Origin of the sequence: Streptomyces sp. SM1, from assembly GCF_002910825.1 — a bacterium.
In the GTDB taxonomy this organism is placed as follows: domain Bacteria; phylum Actinomycetota; class Actinomycetes; order Streptomycetales; family Streptomycetaceae; genus Streptomyces; species Streptomyces okerensis.
Window position 1 is genome coordinate 25,419 of record NZ_NEUB01000683.1, and the last position, 6,379, is coordinate 31,797.

Below are 6,379 nucleotides of genomic sequence, written 5' to 3' on the forward strand. Positions count from 1 at the left end.
CCTGCCGTGCGTCAGCGGCCGCCGTTGTACGGGCCGTAGGGGCCGTCGCTGCTGGAGCCGCCCCGGCGGGCGCGGCCGCCGCCGGGCAGGCCCCGGAGGGCCGGGCGGACGTCGACCATGTACACGATGGTCGCGATCAGTCCGATGATCGGCAGGAACGACAGGATGTTGAAGATCAGGTTCACCACGAACGCGAGGGCGAGGATGATCAGCCAGAACGGCTTGGTCTTCTTGTCCGCCGCGCGGTAGGCGTCCTCACGACGCGTCGCGGCGTCGATCAGCGCGAAGCCGCTGAAAACGATCAGACCCATGCTCAGCAGCCACATGAACCCCGCGAAGCCCTGCATCAGCACAACGTCCACCACCCGATCCGCTCGTCGTCTACGCCGTCACCGTACCCGCATCACCCGGCCCGCTATCCGGAGAACGGGCCGAACCTCCGCGGAGTGCCCGGCCCGTCACACCACTCCCGCGTGCCTGCGGCTACTTCGCGGGCGGGGTCGTCTTCTTCGCGCCGGCCTTGCGCGCCGGGGCCTTCTTGGCGGCGGCGGGCTTCTTGACCGAGGTGGCGCCGTTCGTGGCACCGGCCGCGGCGGGCTTGCCGTTCGTGGCCTCGACCGGCTCGGACCGGGGCGCGGACTTCGGCTCGACGACCGGTTCCACGACCGGCTCGGCAGCCGGCTCGACGGCCACGGCGATGTCCTCGATGCCCTCGGCGGCCTCGCCGCGCCAGGTCCTCACGGTCTGCTCGCCGCGCTCGGCGACCTTCTCGTACGTCTCCCGGGCCTTGACGGCGTACTCGGCGGCGATGCCGACGCCGCGCAGCGCGAAGTCCTGGGCGTTCTCGCCGAGCTTCTTCAGATCGGTGTCGAGCGAGCCGATGAGCTCGCCCACCTTGACGTGGAGGTTCTCCTGCGTCTCCCGGACCCGGACGGTCGCCCGCTCCTGGACGGCCTTGGGGTCGGTGTTCCGCACCTTCTCGATGCGGGCCGGCGCCTCCGCGCGCAGCTGCTCCACCAGCGCCGGCACCCTCTTGGCCTGCTGCAGCGCGAGGTCGGCGGTGCCGGCGGCGAAGTAGAGCGGGGTCGGGTCGCTGAGGGTCTTGCGCAGGTCTTCGGTGATGGCCATGGTGATGGTCCTCCCGGATATCGTTTCGGCTGAGGTTGTCGGGTGATCCGCGGCAGGCGGCCGGTGCCCTGGTCCGGTTCAGCCGGCCGTCCGCCGCGGACCGGAGTCACTGCCGCCGCTCGCACGGGGGCGGCGCCCGGCGGACGTACCGCCGTCGGCCGTACGGCTCCGGCGTATCACGGCATCGCCCTCCGGCACGTCCACCGCGCGGTCACTCGCGTCGACGGCCCGGGACACCCCGGCCGCCTCCGTCGCCTCACCGTCCTCGGCGCCACCAAACCCGTTCTCCTTGCGGAACGACTCGTAGATCTGGAGCAGCACCTGCTTCTGACGCTCGGTCAGTGTGGGATCGGCGAGCAGCGCGGCACGGGTCTCCATCTCGTCCCGGTCCCGCTCCGCGTCGAGGATGCCGGCCCGGACGTACAGCGTCTCGGCGGAGATCCGCAGCGCCTTGGCGACCTGCTGCAGCACCTCCGCGCTGGGCTTGCGCAGCCCGCGCTCGATCTGGCTGAGATACGGGTTGGACACCCCGGCGGCGTCGGCGAGCTGCCGCAGCGACAGCTGCGCGTTGCGCCGCTGCTCGCGCAGGTACTCACCGAGATTGCCGACGTTGAGCGATGCCATACCCCCACCCTGCCCCACCCCGCTAACTATTGCAAGCAACTGCTTGCAATAGTGCGCCACGGCACACCGCTTCGACCACGTGCCGTCCGCCCGGCGGACAGCCGGTCGCGCTGAGTAGCCTGGTGCTCGTGATCGTGTGGATCAACGGGACCCATGGTGTGGGCAAGACGACCACCGCTCCGCTCGTGCGGCGACTGCTCCCGGACGCGCGGGTGCTCGACGCCGAGAAGGTCGGCGAGACGCTGATGGACATCACGCCGGGGCTGCCCGGCACGGACAACTTCCAGCACTGGCCGCCGTGGCGGCCGCTGGTGGTGGAGACCGCCCGCCGCGTCCTCGACTACACGGGCGGCACTCTGGTGATGCCGATGACCGTCCTGGTCGAGGAGTACTGGCGCGAGATCAGCGAGGGCCTCGCCCGGCACGCCGTCCCCGTCCGGCACTTCGTCCTCCACGCCGACCAGGAGACCCTCCGCGGACGCATCGAGGGGGACACCGTGCTCGGCCCCTCACCGTTCCGTCTCCGACACCTGGCGGCGTATGCCGAGGCGGCCCGCACCTGGCTGCACGCCGAGGCGGAGGTCGTCGACACCACGCACCTCGTACCCGCACAGGCCGCCCGGCGGATCGCGGAGGCCGTCGAGGCGGGCGTCGAGGCGACCGTCAACGGGTGAGAGCCGCCGGCGCCGAACCGGTCCCGCGCGAAGGCCACCGGCGGCAGACTGGTCCGCATGACCGCACCGTCCGACGCACCCGGGTCCGACCTCCACCGCTATCTCCAGGAAGCCCGCGACGCCCTGCTGTGGAAGCTCGAAGGCCTCTCCGAGTACGACATCCGCCGCCCGATGACGCCGACCGGCACCAATCTCCTGGGCCTGGTCAAGCACACGGCCGGGATCGAACTGGGCTACCTCGGCGACACCTTCGGCCGGCCGTCCGGCGAGCCGCTGCCCTGGCTCGCGGACGCTGCGGAGAGCAACGCGGACATGTGGGCCACCGCGGAGGAGTCCCGCGCGTTCGTCGTGTCGTTGTACCGCCGGGCGTGGGCGCACGCGGACGCCACGATCGCCGCCCTGCCGCCGGACACGGTCGGCAAGGTGCCGTGGTGGCCGGCCGGCCGGGACGGGCTGACCCTGCACCACGCCGTGGTCCGCGTGCTCGCCGACACCCAGCGTCACGCCGGCCACGCCGACATCCTCCGCGAACTCCTGGACGGCGCGGCGGGCGCGAGCGAGACCGGCACCAGCCTGCCGTCGACGGACCCGGCCTGGTGGGAGGCCTACCGCGGTCGGCTGGAGCGCGCGGCCCGGGAGGCGGACGGGCGGGTGTAACCGCTCCTCAGGGACCCCGGCCTCTCAGGGACCCTGCTCCTCAGGACCCCCGGCCCCTCAGGACCCCCGGCCCTTCAGTGCCCCCTCCCGATCACCCCTTCACCGCCCCCGAGGTCAGCCCCTGGACGATGTGCCGGCTGGCGAAGGCGAAGAGGACCATGGTGGGGAGGATGGTGAGCACGGCCGCCGCGGACATCGAGCCCCAGTCGATGTTGAAGCTGGAGATGAAGCCGTTCAGGGCCGTCGGCACCGTCTTGTTGCCGTCGCTGTTCATCAGCGTCACCGACAGGAACAGCTCGTTCCAGCAGTTCACGAAGTTGAAGATGAACGCGGCGACGATCCCGGGCCGCATCACCGGCAGCAGCACCCGGACGAGCGCCCCGAACCGGGACAGGCCGTCGATCATGGCGGCCTCCTCCAGCGCGTCCGGGATGTTGGCGAAGAAGCCGCGCAGCATCACCGTGCAGAAGGGGACGCACACGGCGATGTAGACGAGGATCAGGCCGAAGCGGTTGTCGACCAGCCGCAGGTCGGACATCAGCAGGTACAGCGGGCCCAGCGCGATGAACGACGGGATCATCTGGGTGACCAGGGCCGCCATCAGCAGGGCCGATTTCGTGCGGAACTCGAACCGCGCGAGGACGTACGCCGACAGTGTCGAGATCGCCGTGGCGATCACGCCCGCGACCGTGGCCACCACCAGGCTGTTGACCAGGTAGGTCCCGAAGTCCGCCGTGCCGAACAGGCCCTGGTAGTTCTCCAGCGAGAACCGCTCGGGCCAGTAGGCGAGGGGGAAGGTGAAGATGTCACCGGGCGCCTTGAGCGAGGTGACGGTGATCCAGTAGAGGGGGAAGAGGGAGAAGACCAGCCACAGGCCCAGGAACGTGAACTTGGTGGCCCGGCCGGCCGTGGTTTCCTTGCCGATCACGCCCGCGTCCCTCGCTTTCCGGTCTGCCTCTCCCGCGTCGCCAGCAGGAAGAACACCGCGAAGACCAGCAGGATGGCGACGACCAGGAGGCCGAGGGCGGAGGCCTTGCCGTAGTCGCCCTGCTGCGTGATCTTGATCATCCAGGTGGTCACGATGTGGGTCTCGTTGTTCGGCCCGCCTCCGGTCATACCGAAGATCAGGTCGGGGAAGTTGAAGATCCAGATGACGCGCAGCAGGACGGTGAGGGCCAGCGTCGTCCGGATGTAGGGGATGGTGATCTGGAAGAGCGTCCGCGCCTTGCCTGCGCCGTCCAGTGCCGCCGCCTCGTACAGCTCGTCGGGGATCGACTGGAGCGCGGCCAGGATCATGATCGCGAAGAAGGTGACGCCGTACCAGACGTTGGCGATCAGCACGGCGGTCATCGCGGTCTGCGGATCGGCCAGCCAGGCGATCGGCTCGTCGATGATCCCCGCCTTCTGCAGCAGGTCGTTGACGACGCCGAACTCGCTGTTGAACATCCAGCGGAACAGGATGCCGATGAGGAACCCGGAGATGGCCCACGGGAAGAAGATCAGCGCCTGGTAGAGCCCGCGGAGGCGGAACCGGCGCCGCAGCCACAGCGCGATCGCGAACCCGATCACCAGCTGGGGCACGATCGAACCGACCACCCACAGCAGGGTGTTGTCCAGCACCGTGCTCCACGCGGGGTCGGTGAAGACGTCGCGGAAGTTCTTCCAGCCCACCCAGGACGTGTCGGTGAGGTCGGTCAGGTTCCAGTTCCGGAACGCCATCTGGCTGCCGGCGACCATCGGGTAGTACGTGAAGACCGCCACGAAGACCGCCGCCGGGGCCATGAAGGCGGCGATGACCAGACCGCGCCGGGCGGTGAACTCCCTTCGGCGTCCGCCCCCTCCGGGCAGGGCGCCCCCCCTTCCGCTTCCGCGCGGGGGGCGCCTTGCGTACCTCGGAGGTGGACTCGGAGGTGGACGTGGACATCGCTACTTCTTCCACTTCTCGGTCCAGTACGCGTCCCAGCCCGCCAGCAGCTCCTTCGGCGTCAGCTTGCCGAGGATCATCTTCTGCACGTCGGTGTCGGCGCGCTGCTGCCACTCCGCCCACCAGGCGACCCCGCGCGGCTGCGTGACGACGAGGTACCTGTCGGGGTTCTCCGTCATGGTGACGTAGCTGGCCCACGGGCCGGTCCGGTAGAACTCGTCCTCCGCCGCCGACTTCAGGATCGGCACCAGGCTGTTCTTCTTGGTGAACGCCGTCGACGCCGCCCCCTCGGAGAGGAACTCGACCAGCTTCACCGCCGCCGCCTTGTTCTTGCTGCCGTCCGCCACGCCCCACCCGGCGGTGGCCAGCGGCTGCACGGTCTTCCCGCTGGGCCCGGCCACCAGCGGCGCGGTGCTCCACTGGCTCTGCTCGAGCGACTTGGACTCCGAGACGGTGGCGATGACCTCGGGGTCCTGGAGCAGGAACGCGGTCGAGCCGTTGGAGAAGCCCTCGACCATCTCCGGATAGCCCCAGGCCACCGACGACTTGGGCGAGGCCTCCTTGAACAGCCTCAGGTAGGTCTCCATCGCGTCGAGCGCGCCGGGCGCGGAGAAGATCGTGCTGCCGTCCTTCAGCTTGTAGCCGTTGGCCGGGTCGATGTCGTCGGCGACGTACGCCTCGATCGCGGCGGTGGCGTTGCTGTGCGCGTTGGCGCCGCCGCGGAAGGCGTAGCCGTACCGGCGCTCGGACGGGTCGTGGATCTCGGCGGCCTGCTCCAGCAGTTCCTCCCAGGTGGCCGGCGGCTTGTCGAAACCGGCCTCCTCGATCAGGTCGGTGCGGTGGAAGAGGCTCAGTCCGTAGAAGCCGTAGGGGACGAAGTACGTCCTGCCCTCGCCGTCCTCGGATGCCTGGACGGCGTTGTCGGTCAGGGCCTCCCAGCCCTTCCAGTCGGCGAGGTCCTTCTTCATGTCGTACAGCCAGCCGTTGTTCGACCACGGCCCGACGGTGATGTCCCGCACCTCCAGCACGTCGACGCCGCTGCCGGACTGGAGCATCTGCTGGATCTTCTGGTCGGCCTGCTCGGTGGGCGGCGAGACGAGGTTGACCTTCGTCTTCGGGTTCTGCTTCTCGAAGTCGGCTATCAGCTCCTTCAGCAGATCGGAGCGGGCGGGGTTGGTCAGGCTCTCGACCATGTTGAGGGTGACCGTTCCGCTGTCACCGGGGCTCATGGTGGAACAGCCGGTCAGGACCATCGCGGCGGCGGTGCCGAGCGCGAGAGCTGCCGTCCTTCTTCTCATCCTGCTGACCTCTTCCTTGGGTGTACGGGGATACGGCGGCGTGGGCCGGAGGGGGTGCCGCCGCCGGCACGGGC

At 69.7% G+C, this 6,379-nt stretch carries 8 protein-coding genes; 2 read left to right on the forward strand and 6 right to left on the reverse strand.

The features are described from left to right. Positions 1-11: 11 nt before the first annotated feature. The 3 genes from B9S61_RS18795 to B9S61_RS18805 form a co-directional block, all read right to left on the reverse strand. Complete coding sequence (locus B9S61_RS18795) at positions 12-347, reverse strand: DUF2516 family protein (RefSeq protein WP_181007429.1); 336 nt, start codon at positions 345-347, stop codon at positions 12-14. A 136-nt stretch (positions 348-483) separates the two neighbouring features. After that, on the reverse strand, positions 484-1,128 hold the full coding sequence (locus tag B9S61_RS18800) for a hypothetical protein (protein WP_103543304.1): 645 nt from the start codon (positions 1,126-1,128) through the stop codon (positions 484-486). A 78-nt stretch (positions 1,129-1,206) separates the two neighbouring features. Continuing rightward, the gene (locus tag B9S61_RS18805; protein ID WP_103543305.1) at positions 1,207-1,752 is read right to left on the reverse strand and encodes a helix-turn-helix domain-containing protein; all 546 of its coding nucleotides are present in this window, start codon (positions 1,750-1,752) and stop codon (positions 1,207-1,209) included. Positions 1,753-1,880: 128 nt separating this feature from the next. Between B9S61_RS18805 and B9S61_RS18810 the strand changes: the two genes are divergently transcribed. Together B9S61_RS18810 and B9S61_RS18815 are read left to right on the forward strand one after the other, a co-directional pair. Continuing rightward, positions 1,881-2,426 (forward strand): AAA family ATPase, encoded by a 546-nt coding sequence (locus tag B9S61_RS18810; protein WP_103543316.1) that lies wholly within the window; start codon positions 1,881-1,883, stop codon positions 2,424-2,426. Positions 2,427-2,483: 57 nt separating this feature from the next. Beyond that, positions 2,484-3,083, forward strand: a complete 600-nt coding sequence (locus B9S61_RS18815; protein WP_103543306.1) for a DinB family protein — start codon at positions 2,484-2,486, stop codon at positions 3,081-3,083. 91 nt (positions 3,084-3,174) lie between these two features. On the opposite strand, the gene B9S61_RS18820 is transcribed toward B9S61_RS18815, so the two are convergent. The 3 genes from B9S61_RS18820 to B9S61_RS18830 all read right to left on the reverse strand — a co-directional run. Continuing rightward, positions 3,175-4,011, reverse strand: a complete 837-nt coding sequence (locus tag B9S61_RS18820; RefSeq protein WP_103543307.1) for a carbohydrate ABC transporter permease — start codon at positions 4,009-4,011, stop codon at positions 3,175-3,177. Continuing rightward, positions 4,008-4,865, reverse strand: coding sequence for a carbohydrate ABC transporter permease (locus B9S61_RS18825; protein WP_258039734.1), 858 nt, complete (start codon positions 4,863-4,865; stop codon positions 4,008-4,010). Before B9S61_RS18825 ends, B9S61_RS18820 begins: the two co-directional genes overlap by 4 nt. Positions 4,866-5,009: 144 nt before the next feature. After that, a partial coding sequence (locus B9S61_RS18830; protein WP_258039735.1) for a sugar ABC transporter substrate-binding protein occupies positions 5,010-6,379 on the reverse strand: 1,370 nt, incomplete at its 5' end.